17 protein-coding genes are annotated in these 23,613 nt (G+C 53.6%); 16 read left to right on the top strand and 1 reads right to left on the bottom strand.

Going from position 1 to position 23,613, the window contains the following annotated elements:
* The first annotated feature begins 113 nt into the window (after nt 1-113).
* The 11 genes from J4772_RS18865 (at nt 114) to J4772_RS18815 (ending at nt 16,097) form a co-directional block, all read left to right on the top strand.
* The gene (locus J4772_RS18865; RefSeq protein ID WP_209076682.1) at nt 114-1,388 is read left to right on the top strand and encodes a M48 family metallopeptidase; all 1,275 of its coding nucleotides are present in this window, start codon (nt 114-116) and stop codon (nt 1,386-1,388) included.
* Nucleotides 1,366-2,130, top strand: a complete 765-nt coding sequence (locus J4772_RS18860) for a hypothetical protein (RefSeq protein WP_209076680.1) — start codon at nt 1,366-1,368, stop codon at nt 2,128-2,130. The genes J4772_RS18865 and J4772_RS18860 overlap by 23 nt, the downstream gene beginning before the upstream one ends.
* Nucleotides 2,131-2,220: 90 nt before the next feature.
* Nucleotides 2,221-4,530: a glycoside hydrolase family 65 protein gene (locus J4772_RS18855; RefSeq protein WP_209076679.1), complete on the top strand. Its 2,310-nt coding sequence runs from the start codon at nt 2,221-2,223 to the stop codon at nt 4,528-4,530.
* Entirely contained in the window at nt 4,523-5,155 is a 633-nt protein-coding gene (pgmB, locus tag J4772_RS18850; RefSeq protein WP_371822906.1) for a beta-phosphoglucomutase, read from the top strand. Before J4772_RS18855 ends, pgmB begins: the two co-directional genes overlap by 8 nt.
* A gap of 125 nt (nt 5,156-5,280) precedes the next feature.
* Entirely contained in the window at nt 5,281-6,273 is a 993-nt protein-coding gene (locus J4772_RS18845) for an aldose 1-epimerase (protein ID WP_209076677.1), read from the top strand.
* Between the two features lie 335 nt (nt 6,274-6,608).
* On the top strand, nt 6,609-8,450 hold the full coding sequence (locus J4772_RS18840) for a sensor histidine kinase (protein ID WP_209076673.1): 1,842 nt from the start codon (nt 6,609-6,611) through the stop codon (nt 8,448-8,450).
* Nucleotides 8,443-9,762, top strand: coding sequence for a response regulator (locus J4772_RS18835; protein WP_209076666.1), 1,320 nt, complete (start codon nt 8,443-8,445; stop codon nt 9,760-9,762). The genes J4772_RS18840 and J4772_RS18835 overlap by 8 nt, the downstream gene beginning before the upstream one ends.
* Before the next feature lie 98 nt (nt 9,763-9,860).
* Entirely contained in the window at nt 9,861-10,784 is a 924-nt protein-coding gene (locus J4772_RS18830; RefSeq protein WP_116060441.1) for a carbohydrate ABC transporter permease, read from the top strand.
* 3 nt (nt 10,785-10,787) lie between these two features.
* The gene (locus tag J4772_RS18825) at nt 10,788-11,660 is read left to right on the top strand and encodes a carbohydrate ABC transporter permease (RefSeq protein WP_116060442.1); all 873 of its coding nucleotides are present in this window, start codon (nt 10,788-10,790) and stop codon (nt 11,658-11,660) included.
* 124 nt (nt 11,661-11,784) lie between these two features.
* Nucleotides 11,785-13,257 carry an extracellular solute-binding protein gene (locus tag J4772_RS18820; protein ID WP_209076664.1) on the top strand — a complete coding sequence of 491 codons (1,473 nt, stop codon included), beginning with the start codon at nt 11,785-11,787 and terminating at the stop codon, nt 13,255-13,257.
* Between the two features lie 119 nt (nt 13,258-13,376).
* On the top strand, nt 13,377-16,097 hold the full coding sequence (locus tag J4772_RS18815) for a discoidin domain-containing protein (protein ID WP_247741199.1): 2,721 nt from the start codon (nt 13,377-13,379) through the stop codon (nt 16,095-16,097).
* Between the two features lie 423 nt (nt 16,098-16,520).
* Here the strand turns inward: J4772_RS18815 and J4772_RS18810 are convergent, their stop codons facing one another.
* Entirely contained in the window at nt 16,521-17,546 is a 1,026-nt protein-coding gene (locus tag J4772_RS18810; protein WP_247741144.1) for a LacI family DNA-binding transcriptional regulator, read from the bottom strand.
* A gap of 179 nt (nt 17,547-17,725) precedes the next feature.
* Between J4772_RS18810 and J4772_RS18805 the strand changes: the two genes are divergently transcribed.
* The 5 genes from J4772_RS18805 (at nt 17,726) to J4772_RS18785 (ending at nt 23,558) form a co-directional block, all read left to right on the top strand.
* Nucleotides 17,726-19,048, top strand: a complete 1,323-nt coding sequence (locus tag J4772_RS18805) for a sugar ABC transporter substrate-binding protein (protein ID WP_209076659.1) — start codon at nt 17,726-17,728, stop codon at nt 19,046-19,048.
* Between the two features lie 66 nt (nt 19,049-19,114).
* Nucleotides 19,115-20,425 carry a carbohydrate ABC transporter permease gene (locus J4772_RS18800; protein ID WP_209076657.1) on the top strand — a complete coding sequence of 437 codons (1,311 nt, stop codon included), beginning with the start codon at nt 19,115-19,117 and terminating at the stop codon, nt 20,423-20,425.
* Nucleotides 20,422-21,246 (top strand): sugar ABC transporter permease, encoded by an 825-nt coding sequence (locus J4772_RS18795; RefSeq protein WP_209076655.1) that lies wholly within the window; start codon nt 20,422-20,424, stop codon nt 21,244-21,246. The genes J4772_RS18800 and J4772_RS18795 overlap by 4 nt, the downstream gene beginning before the upstream one ends.
* Nucleotides 21,247-21,277: 31 nt before the next feature.
* Nucleotides 21,278-23,074 carry an alpha-glycosidase gene (locus J4772_RS18790; RefSeq protein WP_209076651.1) on the top strand — a complete coding sequence of 599 codons (1,797 nt, stop codon included), beginning with the start codon at nt 21,278-21,280 and terminating at the stop codon, nt 23,072-23,074.
* Nucleotides 23,075-23,165: 91 nt separating this feature from the next.
* Nucleotides 23,166-23,558 (top strand): phage holin family protein, encoded by a 393-nt coding sequence (locus tag J4772_RS18785; protein WP_247741143.1) that lies wholly within the window; start codon nt 23,166-23,168, stop codon nt 23,556-23,558.
* Nucleotides 23,559-23,613 lie beyond the last annotated feature (55 nt).

The following is a 23,613-nucleotide window of genomic DNA, read 5'->3' as shown; positions in this document are numbered from 1 at the left end:
GGAATGACTATTTACGAAAAGCGGGGTATGGCCGAGCGGTTATCCAACAGTAGGAAATGTTATAATCTTCATATCGGCAATTGAAGGTCGAGCCGGGGCGAAGGAGGGAAAAGATGAGTTTTCGCAGACATTCCGCTTTTTTGAAGTATTCGCTTCTCTTTATCGGGTATGGGATCGCGGTTGCTCTATACGTGTGGTACACGATGCCGAATCAGGTTCCGGAGGCGTACCGGGGTACGGCTGCCGATCCTGCGACTTTTTTTACCTCACACCAGCTTAGGAACAGCGAATGGTTAAATGCGGCCCGCAATTGGATTTTCTTCATGAGCGGTCCGTGGGAATGGCTGGTCTATTTCATGATGCTGGCAAGCGGACTTGCGCGCCGCTGGAGAGTGATGCTCGAAGAACGCGGGCTTCCAATTTACATACGTTTTCCTCTCTATGTGCTGATGATCCAGGGGTCAGCTTACTTGCTCTATTTTCCGCTGCGAGTAATCGGCTACAACTTATCGAAGGCCTACGGCATCTCGACTCAGTCGGTGGAGGGATGGCTGAGAGATAAACTGATCGCGTTCGGAATCGGCTACGCGACGATGCTCGCCGTAGCCGCGGTTGCGTTCTGGATCGTCTCTCGGGGCGGACGATGGTGGCTGAAGCTATGGCTGCTGTCCGCTCCGTTCACCTTGTTCATGATGTACGTACAGCCGGTCGTGATCGATCCGCTGTACAGCAATTTTACTCGTCTGTCCGATCCGAAGCTGGAAGCGGCCATTCTAGAGCTTGCGGATAAAGCGGACATTTCCGCGCATCGGGTATACGAGGTGGACATGTCCGAGAAAACGAACGCTTTGAACGCGTACGTCAACGGCATCGGTTCTTCGCTGCGAATCGTGCTGTGGGATACGACGCTGCAGCGGTTGGACGAACCGGAGATATTGCTGATCATGGCGCACGAAATGGGGCATTACGTCATGCATCATCTGGAATGGAGCGCCGTGGGCGCAGTCGGCTCCTCGTTCGTGCTGCTCGCGATCGGGGGCTGGATTTACAGGGTGGCGATCCGCAACCGGGGCAGCCGCTGGGGGATTCGGTCGCTGTCGGATATGAACGCGCTGCCGCTAGCGCTGCTGATCGTCTCGATGATTTCCTTCGCATCGCTTCCGCTGTCGAACTACGTGTCAAGACAAGCGGAGACGGCAGCCGACCGGTATGCGGTGGAATTGATCGGAAGCGCGGAAGGGTCGGTGACGATGAATCAGAAGATGGCGGTGGCCGCGCTGAGCGACATCAATCCGCCTCTGCTGGTCAAGTGGTTCAGGGACACCCATCCTTCCGATATGGAAAGGATCGTCTATGCGGACAATTATGAGCGAACACGCGGAAAATAAAGTCGAATTATACTTTTTAGCGGGGCTGGCGACGGCTCCTCTCTTTATGGAGGATTTACGGCTTGCGCTCGAACGAAGGCTGCGTTATGCGGCGTTGCCCGGGCAGGCGGGAGCGATCGGCGGGGCCGAGATACGGTCCTGTCTGCTGTATCCGTACGGAGACTGGAGCCGTAACGTGCTAGCGCAGCTCTGGGAGATCCAGGCGGACATGTGGCAAAGAGAAGGAAAGCTCGACCGATCGATCGGAGGCGGCAGGGCGCTGGCAGAGATTCGGCGTGAACGAGCCAAGGCCGACATAGCGGGCACAGTCGGAACGACGCTGCTTGTCGGTCACAGCGGGGGCGGCATTGCCGCCGTCCACGCCGCAGCGTTGCTGATGGCTAGCGGGGCTAGCGCGTCCTGCTTTACAGTCAAAATCGGTTCTCCTCGTTGCCGCATCCCGGAACGATTAAAGCATCGTGTGCTTTCGATCCATGCGGAAGGAAGACGGAAGGGAGACTCGTTCGGGCGTTCGCCGGACATCGTTTCCCGCATCGGCTCCTACGGAGGCTGGGGCATAAACCGGTCGCTGCCCGTCTGGCGCAAGGATAAGCATGCCCCGGCAAGCTGGATCGGCGTGCCGATTGTCGGCAAACACCCGGACTATTTTCGGAATCGGCCCCCTTATTTCAATGCGGACAGGGAATCGAACCTCGACTTGATCGTAGAAGCGATTGAAGCTTGGTTAAGTGCATTGAAATAAGCATCATTTCGATAGTTTCGCTCATTTTGGCTCCTAACGTCCGGCTTCATAATGGAAGGTACATTCGAAGGCGAAGGCGAGGGAGCTTATTTGAGCTGGATTGTGGAAGAGACGGGATTCGATCCGGGCAGGATCGCGACCAATGGCAACAAATATATGCTGGGCAACGGAGCTATAGGTTACAGGGGAACTTTGGAGGAGTTCGAGAGGGAGCAGCTAACGGCGTGCACGCTGGCCGGCCTATACGACAAAGTCGGAGATCGGTGGAGGGAGCCTGTGAACGCGCCGAACGGACTGTCTACGCGGTATTACTGCGGGGACGAACCGCTCGGCTTGTTGTCGTCGGCCTATGAATCGCACCGGCAATCGCTGAATATGCGCAATGCGACGTTTCGTCGAGAAACGGTATTCGCAAGCGTAGGAGGCAGCCGGGTCGAGGTTCGTTCCCAGAGGTTCGTCAGCATGAAGCGGCTTGACCTGTTGCTGATGAAGGTGGAGCTGCGAGTTTCGGAGGATGGCGAGTTTACGGTGCTTACGGGCATCGACGGCGAAGTGTGGGATATTAACGGACCCCATCTGGAGAACTCCGAGACAGTCTCTGCCGGCGGCATCGTTGCCGTATCTGCAGTAACGCACGAATTGCGCAGGGCGGTCGTCGTCGCCGAGACCGTCAGGTGGGAAAAGGCTCCCCAGTCGGAGCAGCTTGAACGGAAAGGCTCTTCAGTCTATAGAAGGGCAACGTTCTTGGGCAAGGCGGGAGAGACATATTCTTTTACGAAATACGTTAGCGTCGTTACCGGCGATGACCGTCAAACCGCGTTGGCGCAAGCGGTGAGCCGGACTCTGGGAGCGGCGGAATCGACATACGAGGATCATCTTCGCGAGCACGAAGCGGAATGGGAGAACAAATGGGAGGAATCCGACGTAACGATTGAAGGGGACGAGGAAGCGCAGTTCGCGCTGCGCTACAGTCTGTACCAGCTGCATATCATCGCGCCGACGCATTCCGAGAGATTGTCGATTCCCGCTCGCGGATTGTCCGGTCAAGTATATAAAGGCGCTGTGTTTTGGGATACGGAAATGTTTATGCTGCCGTTTTTTCTGTACAGTCAACCGGATGTCGCCCGCAATCTGGTCATGTATCGGGTGCATACGCTGGAGGGCGCCCGCAGGAAGGCGCAGGAGTATGGGTACCGCGGCGCCTTCTATGCTTGGGAGAGCCAGGAGACGGGCGACGACGCCTGTACGCTGTTTAATGTGACCGATGTGTTTACGAACCGTCCGATGCGGACGTATTTTCGCGATAAGCAGATCCATATTAGCGCGGACGCCGCTTACGGCATCTGGCAGTATTACGAGTATACCGGAGACGAAAGCGTGCTGCTGGACGGCGGGGCGGAAGCGATTCTCGAATGCGCTCGCTTTTTCTATTCGTATTCCTACTATAAAAAGGAGAAAATGCGGTACGAACTGCTCGACGTTACCGGACCGGACGAATATCATGAGCGAGTCAGCAACAATGCGTTCACGAATGCGATGGCCAAGCGAACGATCGGCATTGCGCTGGCGACGTTGGAGCTGCTGGAAGCGAATTACCCGGAGGCATATCGCGAATTGGTCGATAAGCTGAACGATTTCGACGATTTGGCCGCATTGAGCCATATGCACGACGAGCTGTACGTTCCGAGCCCTGACCCAGGAACGGGAATAATCGAGCAGTTTGACGGCTATCTGAAACTAGAGGATATCGATCTGCCGACGTTAAAGTCGAGAGTGCTGGACAAAAACGAATATTTGGGCGGCGGCAGTGGGCTGGCGACAACGACGCAAATTTTGAAGCAGGCCGACGTCGTGCTGATGCTCCATCTGCTGAAGGACGATTATTCGCTGGAGGCGAAGCGGGCGAACTGGGAGTATTACGAGCCGAGGACAGAACACGGTTCCAGCCTCAGCTCCTGTATCTACGCGTTGGTCGCGTCGGACATCGGGGCGCCGGATTGGGCTTACCGCTACTTTATGAAGACGGCGACGATCGACATGAGCGGCGAATCCAAGCAGTATGTCGGGACGCTATATATCGGCGGAACGCACCCGGCTGCGAACGGAGGCGCATGGATGGCCGCCGTACTCGGCTTTGCAGGGGTGCGTCTGCACCGCGGGGCGCTGGTGGTGAAACCTGCTCTGCCGCAAGGGTGGTCGTCGATTTCGCTGCCGATGCGCGTTAAAGATCAGCGTCTGTTCGTTACCGTAACGCCGACAGAGGTCATTGTCCGCGCCGATGCCGCAAACCGTTCATCCCTGCCGATTCGCGTCGGAGAGGAAGAGCGCGAGCCGGAGCCGGGAAGCGAGTTGACTTTCCGCTACGGGAGCTCGGAAAGGGGGGACGGACTTGCTGGATAATATCAAAGGAGCGCTGTTCGATCTGGACGGGGTGCTGGTCGATACGGCGAAGTATCATTATCTCGCTTGGAAACAGCTTGCCGAGCAGCTTGGATTCGAATTTACCGAAGCCGACAACGAACGGCTGAAGGGCGTCAGCCGGATGAGGTCGCTCGAGATCGTGCTGGAGGTCGGAGGCATCGAGCTGAAGGAGGAAGAGAAGCTCAGGCTGGCGGAAGAGAAAAACGAGAGATACCTGCAATACATCCGGCGGATGGACGAATCCGAGCTGCTTCCGGGCGCCAAGGAGTATTTGCAGGCGTTAAGGGCGCGGGGCGTGCGGATCGCTCTTGGCTCCGCAAGCAAAAACGCGGCGTTTATCCTGGACAGAGTGGGCATCGCGAGGCTGTTCGATGCGATTGTCGACGGGACGAAGGTATCCCGCGCCAAGCCCGATCCGGAGGTGTTTGTCGTCGGCTGCAAGGAGCTTGGGCTGGAGCCGGCCGATTGCGTCGTGTTCGAGGACGCCGAGGCCGGCGTTCAGGCCGCGCTTGCTGCGGGCATGCGCGTCGTCGGAATCGGCCGTGCGGACATTCTCCGCGCGGCGAATCTGGTCGTGCGCGGCTTGGACGAATTGGTCGGCTAGGGCGTGTATGCAAACCCGCTCAACATCTGCTGCCCTCGGAGTATGCATACACGCCTTAGGTTGACGCCCAGGCTTGCCGCTTATATACTCGATTACAATGACTATTTTTCGGAGGGATAAGCGGCATGACGCAGCATGAGGCAAAGCTGGGCAAGTTTGAGAGCGAACAGGCGGTCTTTTTGAAATATGGAAAATATTCGGCGATCGTATTGCCAGGAATCGGCGGCAATCTGATTTCCTTCAGGGACGACGACCGGGGATTTCGGTTTATTCGCGAGCCCGAGGCGGGAGATTGGTCGGCGTTCGTCGAGCGTCCGTGGGTGCACGGAGTTCCCGTGCTGTTCCCGCCGAACCGCTACGATGCCGGAGCGTTCGAATTCGACGGACGTACATACAATTTTCCGGTGAACGAGCCGTCGACCGGCAACCATCTGCACGGCTTCGTTTACAGCTCCAAATGGGAGCTAGTCGACTATGGCAGCTCGGAGGAGAAGAGCTTTGCGATCGTTCGGCTGCGCTTTGACGAGAAGGAGCCCGGCTATGCGTTTTTCCCGCATCGGGTAACGCTGGAGATGACGTTTACGTTGACGGACGCCGGACTCTCGCACCGTTTCGATGCGACGAACGAGAGCGACGAAGCGATTCCGTTTATGCTGGGCTTTCATACGACGGTTAACGCGCCGTTCGTGCAAGGCAGCCTGGTGAAGGATTTGGAGTGCGGTTTTTCCTTCGGCGAGCGTTGGGAACTTAACGAACGGATGCTGCCGACCGGCAAGCTGCTGCCTCTGGACGAAGGAGAGCGGCAATTGCGCGAAGGGAAGGGCAATCCTTACTTCGCGTCGATGGACAACCACTACACGGCGGGGAACGAGAACGGAAGCAACGCCATGACGCTGTACGACCGCCGCGCGGACGCACGCTTCGTCTACGAGGTCGGCGACGCCTACAAGCATTGGATGGTGTACAACGGGGAAGCGAGCGGCAGCTTCTTCTGCCCGGAGCCGCAGACCGGCATGGTGAACGCGCCGAACGTCGACCTGCCTGCGGAGCAAACCGGTCTGATCCGCCTTGAGGCGGGTCAAAGCTGGAGCGCAATCAGCCGGATGTACTCGGAATAAAAGTTAAGCAACGTTCGTTAAACGAATCCCGCAACTGCAAAAAAGGTATCCTCGGTCGCATCCTATGCCCGGGGATACCTTTTATTGTACAACCGATAGTTTCAGACCTTCCTGAACCCGCTCAACGTGGACTGCAGCGTCTGCACCTCCGGAGATCATTCCGACAAGGAGAAAGGACAGGAACGTCGAAACAAAAAATAAGATGAGTAATTTTAGCCTGATCATGTGTTATTCTACGAAAACTAGGCGCTCTTGTACGACATTGGCTCGTTAGTCTCCGCGAGAGTCGGCTGGCGTGCCATAATTGAAATGGACCGATCGTTGGAGGGATGGCCGTGCGCTTAAAATTAACGAATCCTCTGACGAGGATGAACGTCAGGCAGCAGCTGATTTTGCTGTTCCTCATTTTAGTCAGTCCCGTCATCTTGCTGAATTGGTATGCCAACTCGAAAGCCGAGGCGATTTTGAAGGAGCATGTGACGAGCGCTTACGAAGAGCTGAACAAGCAAAATCATTTTCTGATCAACCGGGATATCGATACGATCAGTCGCATTATGACGACCATTATCCAAAATCCGACCACGCAAAGCATGATCAGCAAGAAGACGGACACGGAGTTCGACCGCGTCGTGAAGTACGGGGATATGAATACGCTGCTCGGCAACAATTCCGTCGGACTGTTCGGCGGAGAAGCGATCTATTATTTTCTGTTCGTCTACGATCCGCACAACAGCTATCCGTTCGCTCCGACCATTCCGGATATCAACCGCAGGAACAACGGCTCCTCCGTGTTTTTCTATTCCGAAGACACGAAGACGTCTTGGATCGAAGCGGCGTTGGCGGCGAAGGGCAAAGGCGTGCTGGCGCTGATCGACAATTTCGGACCGAAGGGGGACCAAATGACGCTGGCGTATCTTCGCGCGGTCAACAGCATTACGAACGGCCGAAGCGTCGTCGGGGTGCTCGTCGCTACGAAGATGGACAAGAAAATCGAAGAGGCGTTCCGTACGGTATCCTTGCCGGAGGGCGGACAACTGTATTTGACCGATTGGTCCGATCGCATCCTGGCGGCCACGACTCCGACGATGGGCGAGACGTTCCGCTTTCCGGACGCCCTTAAAACCGGGCAATCGATGGAGGAAACGCTCAGCGAGGTGACCGACGATTCGATCTACGTCGTCCATACGAAATATTCGCTGCAGCAGAAGCTCGTCTATACGATTCCTACGCAGTCGCTGCTGCAGCAGCAGAGCGCGCTGAAGAGGGTCATTCAGACGATCTCGATCGTATACTCGATGTTCGCGATTGTCGTCATGATGTATTTCTGGAGATCGCTGATGAATCCGCTGCGCAAGCTGGCGATGTTCGCGAGGTCGCACGAGCCGGGCAAGCCGCTCTCCTCCTCTCCGTCCAAGGAGCGCAACGACGAGGTTGGCGTACTGATTCATTCCGTTCACAATATGGCGAACCGGATCAACGATATGATTCATGAACAATACTCTATGGAGATCAAGCAGAAGGAATCGCAGCTGCAGCTTCTCTACCAGCAGATCAATCCTCATCTGCTGTACAATACGTTGGAAAGCATTTATTGGAAGAGTTCTCTGGAAGGCAATACCGGCTCGGCCGAGATGATCAAGGAGCTGTCCAAGCTCATGAGAATCAGCTTAAGCCGGGGCAGGGAACTGATCACGATCGAGGAGGAACTGGAGCATGCGCGGGCCTATACGAGCCTTCAGCAGAAGCGATACGAATACGGATTCACGATCCGGTGGGAGATCGAGGAGGAGACTTTGCCTTATCTGATTCCGAAGATCACCTTGCAGCCGTTAATCGAGAACGCGATTATCCATGGGGTTATCCATATGGGAGAGGACGGGGAGATTGTCGTCTCCGCGCGCTCCGACGGCGAGCTCATTCGGCTGTCCGTCGAGGACAACGGCTACAAGCCCGCCGACGTTGCGCGCATTAACCGACTGATTTCCGACGAGGAATCCGGAGCCGGCTACGGGATCAAAAACGTCAATAAGAGAATTCAGCTTCATTTTGGCAGCGAGTTCGGCCTGCGTTACGAGGCGAGGGAGCCGGAGGGCACCCGCGTCGACGCCACGATTCCGAAGCGGCTGGCCGAGGCTGCGGAGCAGCGTCAGGGAAGGGGAGACAACGCGGATGTATAATATTTTGATTGCGGACGACGAGCCGCTGATTTGCCGAGGACTGGCGAACCTGCTGGAATCTTCCGGATTGAATATCGAGAATATTTATACGGCCCATAACGGGTACGAAGCGCTGGATTATTTGAAAATGGAGTCGATCGACCTGCTTGTGACCGACATTCAGATGGGCGCGATGAGCGGTATCGAGCTAATGCAACAAGCGAAAATCGTCAAGCCCTGGGTTCAGGTCATCGTCATATCGGCGCATGAGACGTTTCAATATGCGCAGCTGGCGATGAGACTCGGGGCGCGGGATTATCTCATCAAGCCGATCAATAGCGAACAGTTGCTTAACTCCGTTCGGCACGTGCTGCTGCACATGGATCGGCCCGAGCAGAACCAGGCGGAGCTGATCGCGGATTTGCGCGAGCATTTTCGCATGGAGCAGCCCCAGCCGCAGCGCATGGAGACTCTCGATCGCCTCGTAAACGAGCCCGAATCTGCGAGGGAGCTGCTTCGGACGGCCCGAGAGCAGGGCGTCGACCTGAACGGCCCCTATTTCGCGATGCTCAAAATCCGGCTCGACTGCGAGAGCGAGGGCAGAAGCGTCGCCGACAAGGACGTCGTGCTGCTCCAATATGCCGTGCTTAATATCGTAAACGAGCTTCTCGACAAGGATTGGAGCCATCATTCCTTTTATTCCGCCAATCGCGACGTCAGCATCATCGTGCAGTGGGACGAGGCGTCCTACGGAGGCAGCAGCTCGGACAAAATCAATCAGCTGGAGATGATCGGACGCAGCCTGCATTTCAACATTCGCAAATATTTGGGCTTCCAGTGCGTCGTTGGCATTAGTCAGATTTTGAAGGGGCATGAGTTTCTGTCGGAGCTGAACGATCAGGTGGGCAAGGCGATCGTATGGAATCGTCAGCATCGGGACCATCATCTGTTTTTTTACGGAGATTTCAAGTGGGAGCTGACGACCGAGGACCCGACGGACGAGGAATTGGCCGCGCAAAACAACCTGATCGTCGAAAAGGTGAAGGAATACGTGCTCTCCAACTATGCGCAGAAGGGACTCACGCTGAACGAGGTCGCGCAGAGAAACCATGTCAGTCCGAATTATCTCAGCTATTTGTTCAAGAAATATATGGGAATCAATCTATGGGAATACGTGATCAAGCTCCGCATGGAGGAGAGCAAGCGGCTTATTCAGAAGACGGATCTGCGCCGATACGAAATTTCGGAGCGGGTCGGGTACGAATCTCCCGAGCATTTCAGTAAAATTTTCAAAAAGTATTTCGGAATGAGCCCCAGCGAAATGAAGAAGTAAGATTGCCCATGATCCGCATAGATACGCACCTGTTCACGCCTCATTCCTTTTCCTACAATTAGGCTTATCGATACTAAGGAAGGAATGAGGGAGACCTAATGAATCAAACAACCGCAGTTCCGGTCCGCTCCTTGGACACTCAGCCCAAGCGGCCTCCCGCCAAATGGAAAAAGCATCTGTGGGGCTACCTGTTTCTGATTCCTGCGATCGGCATTTTCTTCACGTTTCTGTGGCTGCCTATCGGCAAAGGGATCGTCTATAGCTTCTATCACATCGACTTCGTCAAAGGCGATACTTATGTCGGCTGGGACAATTACGCCCGAGTGCTGAAGGACCCGAACGTGCTCGTCTCGGTGAAAAATACGCTGTACTATATGGGCCTCGGGCTAGTGATCGGATTTTGGGTGCCGATTCTGTTCGCCATCGCGATCTCCGAGATGAGGAGATTCCAGGGCTTTGCGAGAATCGCCGCCTATTTGCCTTACGTCGTGCCGGTCGTTGTCCTGTACGGCTTGTGGAGATGGCTGTACGATCCGGTCGGCCCGATTAACGCCGTATTGACGAAAATCGGCTTCGATTCGGTGCTGTTCCTAACGGACAAGGCATGGTCGATGATCTCCATCGTCATTATGGAGACGTGGCAGAGCTTCGGTTCCGCTCTACTTATCTACATCGCCGCAATTTCGAGCATTCCGCGCGATTGGTACGAGGCGGCCGAAATCGACGGCGCGGGCATCTGGAAAAGAATTCGTTACATTACGCTTCCCGCCATCAAAAATCAAATCGTGCTGCTGTTCCTGCTGCAGCTGATCGCAACCTCGCAAAACTTCCAGACGCATTACGCGGTGCTTGACGGGGGACCGAATAACGCGACACTGACCTATGCGCTGCTGGTCATCCGCTATGCGTTCACCAGGCAGGACTACGGCTCGGCTTCGGCGCTTGGCGTCCTGATGTTCCTTGTGCTCAGCGTGCTGGCCATACTCCAATACCGGATGTCAAGCGGCAAGGAGGAGGCATAAGCGATGAAAGCGATCGAGAGAGGCATTATTTCGGATTACGATCTGAAAAGTCCGGGCAAACGCGCGATTTACTACGTGATGCTGCTTGTCGTGCTCGTCATGGTATGCACGATGCTGTATCCCATGCTTGTGATTTTCTTTAACGGCGTCAAGCTGAACACGGAGGTTAACTCGTTCCCGCCGACGTTTCTGCCCAGCGAGTGGCATTTCGAAAACTACAAGAAGGCATGGGGGTATATCAACCTTCCGCAATTCGCGAGGAATACGCTGTTTATTTTCGCCGGCAATATGGCTATGACCGTCATTGTCGTCGGGTTCGCGTCGTTCAGTCTCTCGCGTATGAATGTTCCATACAAGAAGGTCATTCAATATTTCTTCCTGCTGACACTGTTTATTCCGCCGACGACGTATATCATTCCGAACTTTGTCAACTTGCGCGACCTCGGGCTGATGAATACGTTCTGGGCGCTTTGGCTGCCCGCTGGCGCGAACGCCTTCTTCCTGCTGCTGCTCAAAACGTTCTTCGACGGCATCAACATGGAGATGTTCGAGTCGGGCCGGATCGACGGCGCATCCGAGCCGCGTCTGTACTTCCAGATTGCGTTCCCGTTGTCGGTTCCGATCTTCGCTACGCTGGCGATTTTCGTCTTCTCGTCGGCGTGGAACGACTGGTATTGGCCATCGTTAATTCTATCAAGCGATCAACGATATCCGCTGGCAACGGCGATCTATAAATACGTCATCAACGTAAGGCGACTGGACTTGAATCTGCGGTTCGCGATTCTGTCGATGATTACGTTTCCGCCGGTGATCGTGTTCTTGATTTTCCAAAAATATATCGTCAGAGGGCTGCATATGGGCAGTGTGAAGGGTTGATTTCGGTTTCCAGGTATGCGTAAAACTGCACATCATTGACATAGGAATACACATCGCTTTGAGAAATGCGCCTCCATTATGATGAGCGTGTAAGCCAAACCACAACGAAAAGGGGATTAACACAATGCGCAAGATATCAACGGTAATCGCTTGTCTTCTCATGTTCAGCCTGGTCCTGGCCGCATGCGGCGGCAACAACAAGAATAGCGAGTCGTCTCCTTCCGCCTCTTCGGCTTCGCCTTCCGCGAGCCCATCGTCGAGCCCGTCGGATACGCCGTCGGACAGCGGCAGCAGCGGATCGGGAGGCTTCGATCCCGCCACGTTGAAGGCGACGATCAGCATCTACTATCCGACGCCGGACCAAGTGGAGAAGCGCGCGCTGGAGGACGACCGCATCAAACGCTTTAACGAGGTGTTCCCGAACGTTGAAGTCGTGAAGAGCGATTGGCAATACAACCCGAACGAGATCGGCATCAAGATGGGCGCGAACGAAGCGCCGACGCTATTCAATACCTACGCGACCGAAGGCAAATTCCTCGCGGAAAAAGGCTGGGCGGCCGACATTACCGAGCTGTTCAACGCTTACGACAAGAAAGACCAGCTGAACCCGATTTTGCTGAACCAGTTCAACATTAACGGTAAAATTTTCGGCATTCCTCAGCAAGGCTATGTCGTCGGTACAGTCGTCAACAAAAAGATGCTGGAAGAAAAAGGCGTCGCCGTTCCGCCGCTTGACTGGACTTGGGCCGACGTGCTGAATACAGCCAAGGCGGTCGCCGATCCGGGCAAAGGCGTATCCGGCATCGCTCCGATGGGCAAAGGCAATGAAGCCGGATGGAACTGGACGAACTTCCTGTTCGAGGCCGGCGGGGAAATTCAAAGCGTCGAAGGCGGCAAGGTGATCGCGAAGTTCAACTCCGACGCCGGATTGAAGGCTCTGGAATTCTATAGTCAGCTGAAGGAAGCGAACGTAATCCCGGCCGACTGGGCGCTTGGATGGGGCGACGCGGTAGGCGCGTTCGCTCAAGGAAGAACGGCGATGGTCATCGCCGGCCCGGACGGTCCGGTCGACCAAGGCTTGAACCAAGGCGGAATGAGCCCGACAGATATCGTCGTCTATCCGATGCCTGCGGCAGAGGCGGGCGGCAAGCATACGGGCGTTCTCGGCGGCGACTTCCTCGTCATCAACCCGAACGCTACGCCGGAAGAGCAATATGCCGCATTCCACTACGCGGTGTTCGACTACTTCACGGATAAAGGCCTGGAATCGCTGGAAGCGAACATTCAAGCCCGCAAAGCGGAAAATAAGTTTTTCGTGCCGCCGGTTATCCAATACTTCAGCCAGGATTCCGAATACGGCCAGAAGATGAAAGACGTATACGCGAAATACGACAACGTGTACCAATACAGCGACGAGCTGATGACGCTGCTCGATGGCAAACCCGAAGCGCAGTTCAATACGCAGGAGTTCTACGCGGCAATGACGAACGTCATCCAGGAGGTGTTCTCCAAGAAGGACGTGGACCTGAAGGCGCAGCTCGACGCGGCGGCGAAGACGGTGCAGGAGCAATTCTTCGACAATATTAAAGTGGAATAGAACGAAGATGAGGGTTGCCTTGGGCGAACGAAAGTTTGCGAGGGGCAGCCCTCTGCAATATCCGGATAACGGAGGAGCTTCAACAATCGATCAACGGGAGGACGGCTGCGGTGAAGCGAATGCGATCAAAGAAAACGATAGGAATAACGGCCGGGGCGCTTGCGGTCGCGTTGGCTGCGGCCATCTGGGCGCTGGTGGCCTCGCCGCTGGGCGCCAAGGCCGATTTCAAGGATCGGGACGGTCTGCTGACCGTCAGCCTCGGCGGCGCGGAAATCGCGTTTCGCGCCGATAACGGCGCGATCGCACATATCAAGAAGAAGGAAGCGGGCGAGGCGCTGACGCTTGGCAATCGCGAGAATGCGCTGTGGTGGGCATTCTTCGAGGACGATTCCTCCGTCAACGGGCAGAAGGCGGAAAGCTTCTCGTACGATTGGAGCTCTGGCAAAGGCGAGCTTACGCTTCAATACGGCGGCTCGATTCTAGTAGACGTTAAGGTCCGGTTCGACAAGGACAACCGCATTTATATGCAAGCCGAGGTCGACAATCGGTCGGATAAGCCGATCAAATCCTTCAGGTTCCCGTACGAGCTGAAGGTCGATTCGGACGGCGTTAAGGACGCGCTGCTGCCGATGCTGCCGGGCGTGAAGCTGCGCGACGCGTTTTTTAAGGAAAGCAATTCGTTCCAGGACCAGTATCCGGGCGTTCTGTTCGCCTCTTATTTGGGGGTGCGCACGGGAGGCGGGGAGCTTGCCGTGTACGACTTGAGCCGCGACATCGCGCCGATGACGGAGCTGGGATTCAAAAATCAGGTGGACGACAAGGGCAAGTCCGGCATCGTTCACAACTATAAAACGTGGATTGCCACCGGAGCGAAATGGAGCAGCCCAACGATCGTGCTGGAGCTAGGAGATTACGAGCAGACGATCGCCAGCTACCGCGAGCTGAACGGCATTGCGAAATACCGTTCGCTGGCTGACAAGCTCGGCGCGGAGAAAGACAAGTATTTCGCGCTTCCGTTCTACAAGACCGATATTTCCGCGATCAAGGACGGAAGTTGGAGCCAGTTGACGACGAATTTCATTGACAAAATGAATTACAACGGCGTCATTCATCTCGTCAGCTTCCAGAAGGGCGGTCATGACGAGAACTATCCGGACTTTATGCCGCCGGAGCCGAAATGGGGCGGCCAGAACGCTTTTGCGGCGTTTATGCAGGCGGCGAAGAGCAAAGGCAATCTCGTCATTCCGTATACGAATATGAGCTGGTGGGGCGTCAACTCTCCGACGCTGGCGAAGCTCCCCGAAGGAACGAAGATGGAAGATTTGATCGTGATGAAGGATAACAAGCAAATCATGAAGGAGGATTACGGGGCGCACAGCGGCTACGTAGTCAACACCGGCCATCCGTTCTTTAAGCAGCGTACCGCTGAGGAGCATAAGAAGCTGCTAGAGGGCGGGTTCGACGGCATTTTCGAGGACCAGTGGGGCATTCGCAATTCGCCTTATGCCTATAACGCGACGATTCCCGAAGAAACCGATCCTTCGACGGCCTATTTCAAGGGTCTGCGAGATTACGTCGGGACGGTCGGCCACAAGCTGTACATAGAGGATGGAACTGACGTATTGGCGGACGGTGCGGTTGGCTTTATGGGCTCGACTTATTTATGGGACCTGCTTGGCTATCGCAAAAACACGGCCAGCTATGCGGACTATTATCCGATGTCCGGCATGCTTCTGCGTGACAAAGTGCTGCAGTATCAGCACGACCTGGCCGCGGAGACGATGACGGACGACCCGGATATGCTGCGGTGGAATTTGGCGATGGGCTATAACCTGGCGGCGGACTTGTTTAACGGAGTGTCTAACCCGTGGGTGGATACAGTCGCCATTATGCAGAAAAATATTTTGTCGCAGTACGGGGATTCGTTGGTGAAAAGCTATAGAGAGGTTGCGGCGGGCGTGACGCGTACCGACTTCGGCGCATACGCGGTGACGGCGAATTGGAGCAAGGAGGCCGGCTATGCTCCGGATGCGGACAGGGAGCTGCCTCCGGGCGGATACGAGGTCGCCGCCGCGGACGGAAGCAGACGAGCGGGCAGTTACATTCGCTTGAACGGTCTGGAGCTTGACGCCGGCGAGCATCATCTAGTCGAGGTTCGGGAGAAAGACGCGATCCGGATTTACCAGCCGATCGGCTCGGATACGACCCTTAAATTGAAGAAAGGCGAGGATTGGACACATACGATCGCGGCCGCTTATGAAGCGAACGGAACAAAGGCGGCGGATCTGGTCGTTAAGGAAAAGGGGGATTACGTTGAATTCGATTATGTGGGTGTCATTAAGGAACTCAGGGTCGCTTACGTCGAGCTGAAGAGATCGGAAGAGGCAAGCAAAGCGACGGAGGCGTTCGAGAAGGTCAAGGCGATGGAGAATAGGGCGCTCGGGAAGAAGGTGCATGCGACCTCGCTGACGGCCGACGCGTTCCCGCCGGAGCTTACGGTGGACGGCGATCCGTACACCTACTGGGAAAGCACGGCCAAGCAGTTTCCGCAATCGCTGACCCTGGATCTGGGCGAGGAGCGGGAAGTGACGAAGCTGATCTTGCGGCTGCCTCCGCAGGACGCTTGGGAGAAGAGGGAGCAGGTGATCGAGGTGTTCGTCAGTCAGGACGAAGTGTCGTACGCAACGGTGATGGCGCGGAAGTCGTACACCTTCGATCCGCTAAACGACAACGCCGTCGAAATTCCGCTAACCGGCGTGACAACAAGATTCGTGAGGTTGTCGATTACCGGCAACACGGGCTGGCCAGCAGCGCAAATATCCGAGTTCGAAGCGTATTGAGAATGGGATAAGGGGCTGCCTCATCAGCACTTCAAGTTGCTTACTTTGTGGGGTCTCAGAAGGTCGCTCCTGAAAACTTAACGGGTAAATCCATGACAAGGTTTCAGGAGCGGATGAGACAGTCTCCATGTTTGATCATAGTCAATAAAATTTCCACAAAATTACCAGGGGTTATCCGTATCATCATCTAAGGTGCTTTAGTGATAAGAAATCCTTTATTTTAGTCGTTTTGTATGATTTCTCGATTTCTCCTACAAACCCCCGCCGTTTAAGCCTGACCAGGGTTGTTTTGTACTATTTTCCACCCAAATGTCCATCGTTCAGGCCTGACAGGGGTTGCTTTGTACGATTTTTCGATTTTTCGCCCAAATATCCGCCGTCCGTCTAAGCTTGCCCCGTCTTTGAGAAGTGTCCATTATCCTCTCAGCACCCCTGCCTAAGAGTCGATTCGCGAACGATCAACTCCGGCTTAATCGATTGGAACTGAGGGCCAGGCTCATGTTGCTTGATTTTGCCGAACAGGGCTTTTGTCGCAAGTACGCCTAAGTTGAACGTATCGATATCGAGCGCCGTAATGGCCGGTGTCGTATACGGGGCTAGCGGATAGTTGTCGAAGGTGACGATGCCAAGCTCCTCGGGCACGCGAACGCCGCGGTCGCGTGCCGCCTTCAGGGCGCCGAACGCCACAAAATTGTTGACGCAGATGATCGAATCCGGCCGGAGCTTCAAATCCAGCAGCTCGTTCATCATCCGATAGCCGTGCGATTCGTCTCCTCCGCCTAAACGAATATAATCGTCGTTTCTCGCAGCTCCCGGCAAAGCAGATACTACGTTCAGATATCCGGTCAACCTGCTGTCGGAAATCTGGTCTTCGGGTTTGCTCCCAAGGAAGGCGATCCGGGAATAGCCCTGCTCCAACAAATGATGGGCCGCCATGCTTCCGCCGGCATTGTTGTCGATATCGACCCACGCAATCCCACTGCCGTAGTTTTCCCTGGGCTTCCCTACGATCACGAAAGGGAAAGCCAGCCGTTCCAATTCCTGAACGATATCCTTGTCCAGCACAGAAGGATTAATCAGCATGCCGTCCAGCTTCTTGCTATAGACGTACTGGTTCATGAAATCGTTGTCGCGATTATTAATATTCGAGATCGTAAGCTCGTATTGATACTCGAAGGTAACGCTCTCCGCGCCTCCCAGCAAGCTGTAGAAGAAAGGATTGAGAAAGTCGTCCTTCCGGTCGAAGTTCATTAGGAAGCCGATATTCATGCTGCTCTGCCTGGCCAACTGGGTTGCGATGCTGCTCGGCGTATATTGCAGCTCTTTCATGATCGCACGGACTTTTTGTTTGGTTGCCTCTGAGATGGTAGGTGCGTCGTTCAATACTTTGGAAACGGTAGACTTAGCGACATTAGCCGCTTTAGCGATATCGTTTATCGTCGTTTTCATCAAGAATTCCCCTTTATTTACCAGACAGTTCCATCAGATATATATTATACCGCTGCTCGAACCTCCAGCCAATTCTCAACTAAAAAGTTGTTGCTTTCCCCAAAATGGTGTGTTATTTTGAACTCAGGAAACCGGTTTCCTAAATCATAAACGATTCGAAGGGCGGGTTCAACAAATTTATGAAAAAAAGAATCGGATTACTGACAGCATTTGCAACGATGGCATTGGTTCTGTCGGCATGCGGAGGCAACAACGGCAACGAACCGTCTCCGAGCGCGGCATCTCCGGAAGCTTCCGTAAGCGCAAGCCCGGCGGAGCCAAATGAAAGCGCTGCAGAACAGGCTGATGCGGAAATTAAACCGGAAGACGGTGCAAGCTTGAAGATCTGGACGGACAAAACGGAAAGGGCATTCATCGAAAACGTTCTCCCCGATTTCAAGGCTAAATACGGCGTAGACGTCACGATTGAAGAGGTGAACATTCCGGACCAAGCGGCGAAGCTGGAAACCGACGGACCTGCGAACGTCGCAGCCGATGTACTTATGGTTCCGCATAACCATGTATCGAAATTGGCCGCGGCCAACCTGATTCTTCCTAACGATATTTTCGAAGAGGAGACGAGAGCCAAAACGCTTGAAACGGCGCTTGCAGCGAGCTCCTACAACGGAATTTTGTACGGTTATCCGCAGACGATCGAAACTTACGCTTTGTTCTATAACAAAGCGCTCGTCAAGGAAGCTCCCAAAACTTGGGATGACGTCATCAAATTCGCGGAATCGTACAACGATCCGGCGAACAAGAAATACGCGATCACTTGGCTGCACAACCTGTATTTCAACAGCATGTTCGTCAAGTGGAAAGGCGGCTATATTTTCGGTAAAGACGATACGGACGGAACGGACATCGGCCTCAATAGCGAGGGGGCGATCGAAGGGATCAAGTATTACCAAAGCTTGAAAAAGATTTTTCCGCTCAAAACGACGGATTTGACCTTTGATATTCAAGGCGAATTGTTCGCGACGGGCAAGCTTGCGATGACAATCGACGGTCCGTGGTCCATAGGTTCGTACAAAGGAAAAGTAGATTTCGGCATCGCACCGTTGCCTGCATTCCCGGATGGCGCACCTGCGCTGTCACTGTCCGGAGTAAGATCGTTCTATGTAAATTCCTACACGCAGTATCCAAACGCGGCTAAGCTCTTTGCGAATTTCCTGACTTCCAAAGAAAACGCGCTTAAAGATTTCCAATTGGCCAATATCATTCCCGCGAATAAAGAAGCGAATGAAGATCCCTTGATCAAGAACGATCCGATTCTGAGCGGCATCGTGGAACAATTCAAAAATTCCAAGCCGATGCCTTCGATTCCGGAGATGAACAGCCTTTACGCTCCGACGGATGCCGCATGGACGTCGATCTGGGATTCGCAGGCGGATGTTAAAGAGACGATGGATAAAGCCGTTCAAACGGCAAAGGATTTAATCAATTCGACTGCAGCGCAGTAAATTAGCTATTGTCCGAAGACATCCGGAGCTTACCGGATGTCTTCGGAGGGAGGAGCTTCGGATCACATGACCAAACATACCCCTCACGCGACGCTGCTGTCCATATTGTTCATGGGTCTAGGGCAATGGTACAATCGCCAGTTTGTGAAAGGCATGTTGTTCGCATTAGTCGAAATCGGCGGAATTTATTGGATTGTGACGCGATTGGCGACATCGGTTAAAGGCTTGATAACTTTAGGAGACACCCCCAGAGGGATGGTAAAGATCGGCAAGGAATTCAAGCCGGTGGAGGGAGACCATTCCATCTTCATGATGGTAGAAGGATTGATCGCGTTAATCTTCGTCTTGTTGCTGCTATTTGTTTATTTTCTGTGCGTTCGCGATGCCCGACTAACGGCGTTGAATCGGGAAAAGGGAATCGAGCCTCCTTCATTCAGAATCAGCTGGAGCAACATGGCGAATCGCAATTTTCCTTATTTTATCCTCGCTATACCGATCATGGCGGCGGTGCTGTTTACGGTCATGCCGATCGTCTTTACAGTGTTGGTCGCGTTTACCGATTTCGCAGCTCCCAATCTGCCTCCCGCGAAACTTGTCAATTGGGTAGGCTTGGATGTTTTCGAAAATCTAGTCAACCTAGGATCGTGGAGCAAAACGTTAATCGGGGTTGCGGCATGGACCGTGTTCTGGTCAGTCGCAGCTACGCTTACGACTTATATGCTAGGGACGATTGTCGCAGTACTTATTCATCAAAAAGGAATCCGGTTGAAGACGTTCTGGCGAACGATACTCGTTATTCCTTTCGCAGTGCCGAATTTGGTATCGCTGCTCGTGTTTAGGAATTTATTGAACGAACAGTTCGGTCCGATCAACCAGTATCTGGAGCTTCTCGGACTGAGCGGAATTCCTTGGCTCAACGATCCGACGTGGGCTAGAATCACGGTCATTGCCGTAAATTTATGGTTAGGTTTTCCGTTGATTATGATTTTGGTGTCCGGGATTCTGACGACGATCTCCAAGGATCTTTACGAAGCTGCCGAAGTCGACGGAGCATCGCGCTTCTTCATATTTCGGGTCATTACGTTCCCGCTTGTGCTGTTCTCGACGGCTCCGATCTTAATCACGCAGTTTGCCAGCAACTTCAATAACTTTAACGTTATTTTCTTGTTAACGAACGGAAATCCCGTCATGCCCGACTACATCTACGCCGGCGGAACCGATTTGCTTGTTACCTGGCTCTATAAGTTGACATTGACGAATAATCAATATAACTTCGCCTCGGTGCTTAGCATTCTCGTCTTTATTTTCATCGCAACCATCTCGATTATTAACTATCGCAAAACCCAATCCTTCAAAGAGGAGGATTTGATCCAATGAAGCCAAGACACTTCATCACGTACATCGTTCTTATTTTGTTGACCGTATCCATCGTGTATCCGGCTCTCTGGATCGTGATGTCTTCCTTGAAGGAAGGGAATAGCTTGTACAGCGAGACGTTGATCCCGAAGAAATTTACGTTCGCGCATTACAAAGAACTGTTTACAAGCACCCGGTATCAATATGCTCAGTGGTACATGAACACGATTAAGGTCGCGGTGATCTCGGCGATTCTCGGAACGCTTATGACCCTGCTGGGGTCGTACGCGATGGCCAGGTTTCGTTTTGTTGGCCGGAAGTTCGGATTGACCGGAATGCTTGTCCTGAATATGTTCCCGAGCTTCATGTCGCTTGTGGCCATTTATATTTTGATGCTTCAGTTCAATTTGCTGAATTCGCATTGGGCATTGATTCTCGTCTACAGCTCAGGCGCATTCATTAGCAACGTATTCGTGGCTAAAGGATTTTACGATACGATTCCCAGAAGCTTGGAGGAAGCTGCGCGTATAGACGGCGCCTCAAACTGGAAAGTATTTACAAGCGTTATGGTTCCTCTATCCAAACCGATGCTAACTTACGTTAGTCTCGTCATTTTCAACGGTGCTTGGGTAGACTTTATTTTCGCAAGATTGATCTTGAGGACGGAGGACAAATCGACGCTTGCCGTCGGACTGTACAATATCGTTAACCAACAGACATCGACCGATTTTACTTTTTTTGCAGCAGGCGCGGTATTGCTGGCCATTCCGGTCCTCGTCCTGTTTATCTGGCTGCAGCGCTTCCTCGTTGAAGGACTAACCTCGGGAGCGTCCAAAGGATAAATCTATTTTGCCTCAAGGAGACTATCGCATCATGCAAAGGGAATCTATCTATCATATTAACGATATTCCATATCTCTTCACAATTGGCAAGCACGAAGTGAAGATACGTATACGAGCCAAGAGAGGAGATGTCCGTCATTGCGCGCTGCTTCATTCTGATCGGTACAAATCACCGGGCAACGGGGAAGCCGTCAAACTTGAGCTTACGGCTACAACCGAACTCCACGATTATTTCGAAGGCGTCGTCTATTCGGCGACCAAGCGGCTTCGATATCAATTTCTCCTGACGGGATTCGACGGATCTCAGGCGTGGTGCGGAGAATACGGAGTGTCGGACAACCGCCAAGCGGCCGGATATTTTCATTGCGCTTCCGTCTTGGCGGCGTACGAAGTCGGTCCGCCGACATGGGTTCGAAATGCGATTGTATACCAAATTTTCCCTGAGAGGTTCGCGAATGGAAATCCGGCTATCAATCCTGCGGGGGTCAGAAGCTGGACTTCATCTGAAGAGCCGAAGAGCGACAGCTTCTATGGGGGGGATCTTCAAGGCTTATTCGACAAACTGCCGTATCTTCACGATCTGGGCGTTAATGTTCTGTATCTAACCCCTATTTTCGAATCGCCGTCTCATCACAAGTACGATACTTCCGACTATTATTCGATCGATTCGCATTTTGGGCAACTTGCGGACATAAGAAGAGTTGTAGACAAGGCTCATGCGCTTAACATGAAGGTCGTGCTCGATGCAGTGTTTAATCATTCCGGCGATCGGTTCTTTGCTTTCCAGGACGTCATGAAGAACGGCGCGGATTCGAAATATAAGGACTGGTTTTTTATCGACCGTTATCCGGTCGTCCAAAGCCCCGAGCCAAGCTATGAATCGTTTGGCATTCTTTCTCCTTCTATGCCGAAGCTGAATACGAGCCATCCGGAAGTCGTTCAATATATGCTGGACGTAGCAAAATACTGGATTTCCGAGATTGGAATCGACGGTTGGAGGCTCGATGTGGCCAATGAGATCGACCATAGCTTTTGGCGGCGCTTGCGGCAAGAAGTCAAAGCGATCGACCGCGAGCTGCTCCTGGTAGGAGAAATCATGCACCAATCCGGGCCATGGCTGAGGGGCGATCAGTTCGATGGCGTCATGAATTACTTGCTGCGAGATGTTCTGATTGGTTTTTTTGCGGAGCAGAGAATAACGGCGCGCGCTTTCGCAGAACAACTCGAAGCGATCCGCATGCATTATACGGATTCGGCGAATTCGGCGATGTTTAACCTGATCGGCAGCCACGATACCGAGCGATTCCTTACGGCTTGCGCCCGAAGCGTCTGGGGGTGGCAGGATAAGCAGGAGATCGCGCGGCTTAAACTCGCGGCGTTATTCCAGTTGACTTATACAGGCATGCCGATGATCTATTATGGCGATGAGGTAGGCATGACAGGCGGCGAAGATCCGGCATGCCGTAAACCGATGGTGTGGGAGGAGGAGAAACAGAATAAGAGCATTCATTCCCACTATAAGCAGTTAATCGCACTAAGAAAGGAACATCCGGCGCTGCGCGAAGGCGGGTTTCAAATGTGGTTTGTCGAGGAAGCGGACAATGCGTTAGGATATGTTCGTGTTCTCCCGGATCAAAGGATAGGAATCGTGCTGAACAATAGCCCGAACGAACGCACATTAAAGCTGGATGCCCCGAAAGGGAGCGAAGCGCACAAGGTCGTTCCCGTATTCGGTTCACAGGCTTGGGAATGGAGCAACGGGCAAGGAAAGTGCACATTGCCGCCGTACGGCGCATCCATTGTGTTATTTTCCCTCAAGGCCTATTAGTTGTGTGCCGCGCGGCAATTTACCGTTCCCGTCTTGTCCACACCCTCATATGCTGAATTATCAACTTGCAATTATGAGGGGGGAACGGTACGTGCAACTGTACGCGGGAACGGTTTGCGCTTTGTTGGGGGCGGCGGTCACCTTTTCGTTCGGGATATGGAACGAGTCGCTTACTTTTTTGCTGATTTTAATGGCCGTAGACTATTTTACCGGCGTGGCGGCTTCGATCAAGGAAGGCAGCGGGCTGAACAGCAGCGTCGGCTTCTGGGGGTTGTTCAAGAAAGGCCTTATTTTACTCGTTATGATGATTACGCACCGGCTTGACCTATTGCTGGGCGCGGATATGATCATGGGCGGGGCTGTATTTTTTTATATCGCGAACGAATTGCTGTCCATCATCGAAAATTACGGACGTTTGGGTCTCCCGCTCCCCGACAGGCTTAAACGTATCGTTCAAGTGCTGCGCGACCGGGCCGGCAACTAAAAATGCGATTCTCAACGAAAGGGGCTAGGGAGAGGGCTCCTTTTTTCTTGCCTTT

The sequence above is a fragment of the Cohnella sp. LGH genome, from assembly GCF_017671885.1.
Classification (GTDB): Bacteria; Bacillota; Bacilli; order Paenibacillales; family Paenibacillaceae; genus Cohnella; species Cohnella phaseoli.
Note: the sequence above shows the minus strand (reverse complement) of the source record. Positions and strands in the feature narration are given on the sequence as shown.